Origin of the sequence: Collinsella aerofaciens (assembly GCF_040920445.1) — a bacterium.
GTDB classification, from domain to species: domain Bacteria; phylum Actinomycetota; class Coriobacteriia; order Coriobacteriales; family Coriobacteriaceae; genus Collinsella; species Collinsella aerofaciens_BH.
Genome location: NZ_JBCOTQ010000095.1, coordinates 1 through 2305 on the forward strand (window position 1 = coordinate 1; position 2305 = coordinate 2305).

4 protein-coding genes are annotated in these 2305 nt (G+C 60.0%); all 4 read left to right on the forward strand.

Features of this window, described 5'->3' with window-relative positions:
* Positions 1–273 (forward strand): hypothetical protein (locus AB5405_RS09710; RefSeq protein WP_368138344.1); only part of this gene is annotated, 273 nt, incomplete at its 5' end.
* A 77-nt stretch (positions 274–350) separates the two neighbouring features.
* Entirely contained in the window at positions 351–476 is a 126-nt protein-coding gene (locus AB5405_RS09715; RefSeq protein WP_349090692.1) for a hypothetical protein, read from the forward strand.
* Positions 477–906: 430 nt separating this feature from the next.
* Entirely contained in the window at positions 907–1545 is a 639-nt protein-coding gene (locus AB5405_RS09720) for a hypothetical protein (RefSeq protein WP_368138345.1), read from the forward strand.
* Positions 1542–2267: a metallophosphoesterase gene (locus AB5405_RS09725; RefSeq protein ID WP_368138346.1), complete on the forward strand. Its 726-nt coding sequence runs from the start codon at positions 1542–1544 to the stop codon at positions 2265–2267. The genes AB5405_RS09720 and AB5405_RS09725 overlap by 4 nt, the downstream gene beginning before the upstream one ends.
* The last annotated feature ends 38 nt before the right edge of the window (positions 2268–2305 follow it).

Sequence of the window (2305 nt, forward strand, 5' to 3'; positions counted from 1 at the left end):
GTCTTGGCTGGAAAACAGGTCGCGAGCAGGGAAGGGCCGAGCATGTACGGACCGGCGTTGGAATTTGAGGAGATCGGCGAGGAAGTTAAGGATGAGGTTCGGCGGCAAGTGATTGACAAGATCGTCGAGAGAGTCAGGGGCAAGCTCAAGGCCCGTGACGAGCGCGAAGACGATCCGTTTTGGGGTCGCGGGAATCAAGAACACCTTCGTCGAGCTGCGGAAAGGCTGGATTCCGGCGAGGGAGTGGAGCACGGATTGATCGAAGAAGAATGACGCTCTGTTAGAATCAGCAGCGCTGTCGGCAGCCCTTGTGCCGGGCAGAGCACTCCATCCGATGGGAGGTGATGCCCATGACCGATTTCACCGAGTTCGTGAAGTTCCTGACCGCCCTGGTCTCGCTCCTCACGGCCCTTGTCGGCCTTTCCAAGGCACTCAAGCAGGGTTCGAAGCCCAAAAAGAAAGGCCACCGTCGTTAAGACGATGACCTAACTTTCTAACGCAACGGCTCTGCCCAGCTCTCTACAACTTGGGCTGCCGTCGGCACCATTCTACCCGCTTGACATTGCTGTTGTCGATGCGCCGTATCAAGAATCCACGGCAGCGTTCGCGGTTGCAAAACAGCCCAACAAATAGCGGCTATTAGTCAGTTCGGCTGTCCAAAAGGCCTAATAGTTGCTAATAGTGGCTAGTTGGCAACGGATTTGGGCTATTAGTTCTAACAGTGCCTATACTATGACCCCACAAACGAGACACGGTTTTCTGTCCGCACGAGGTTTTAAAGTTTTAGCTGGAACAATCCGGCAGATTGGAGCACAGAACATGAGGTCAGAACGCCTCATGTCGCTCAAAATACGTCTCCTCAACTGCGCAAAGGAGAACGGTTTTTAGCGACAAGGAGACAATGGAATGATCTGGTTTACCAGCGACACCCACTTCGGGCATGAGAACGTGCTGAAGTTCACCGACCGCCCGTGGGAGACGATTTGGCAGATGAACGACGCCATCGTCGACAGCATCAACGGCAGGGTCGCCGTGGATGACGAGCTCTACATCCTGGGGGATTTCTCATTCAAGATGACCGCCCAGGACGCATACGGGCTGCGTAAGCGGATCGCCTGCAAGCGCATCCACCTCGTCCCGGGAAACCATGACAAGGACTGGACCCAGCCGGCGGTCGCGGGCGCGTTCACCGTGGAACCGCCGATCTGCGTGCTCAAGATCGACGGGCAGAAGATCGTCCTGTGCCATTACCCCATGGCCGACTGGCAGGGCATGAGCCATGGATCGTGGCACCTCCACGGGCACATCCACAGCAGCGGCGGCGCGTACAACGAGTTCAACCGCAAGCAGGGGCTCCTGCGCTACGACGTGGGTTGCGATGCCAACGGGCACTCCCCGGTGAGCCTCGACGGGCTGAGGAAATGGTTCGCCGGGGTCGACGAGCCGTGCGGCCGGGTGAAATGGCCCTGGTGGGTCAACGAGACCGGTGACAGGCAGGTCGAACGCGAGCTGGCGGCTTACAAGCGGAAAGAGGCGATCCGATGACGGTCTATGTGACAGGCGACATCCACGGTGGGCTCGACATGCAAAAGCTCCGCGACTGGGAGCTTGGGGATAGCCTTGGCAGCGACGACTATCTGATCATCGCCGGCGACTTTGGCTTTCCGTGGGACTTCTCTGCCGAGGAATGCGCCGATATCGCCTGGATGGAGTCGCGCCCCTACACGGTTCTCTTCGTCGACGGCAACCACGAGCGCTTCGACCACTGGGCGGAGCGCCCCATGGAGCCGTGGCACGGCGGGCTGACGCAGCGCCTGTCGGATACTTCGTCCATTCGGCGCCTGACGCGCGGGGAGGTCTTCGAGCTCGACGGGAAGACGGTCTTCACCATGGGCGGGGCGACGAGCGTCGACAGGGCGTACCGCATCCCGTACAGCTCGTGGTGGCCGCAGGAGCTGCCGGACGAGCGCGATTTCGATGACGCACGGGCAAGGCTCGACGAGGTCGCCTGGAAGGTCGACTGCGTCATCACCCATACCTGCTCGACGCGCATGCTCTCGCCGACGCTCTACCCGGACCCAGGCTGGGAACGCCCGGATGTGGACCGGCTGACCGGATTCCTCGACGAGCTCGAGGATCGTCTGGACTACAAGCGCTGGTATTACGGACATTTTCACCGAGACGGCAATCCGGACGAACGGCACACGGTGCTGTATGACCGGATCGTGAGGCTCGGGGACAAACTCCTGCCGTGGGGTGCGTACTGATGGCTATCTATGTGACGGGCGACGTGCACGGCAGGGCC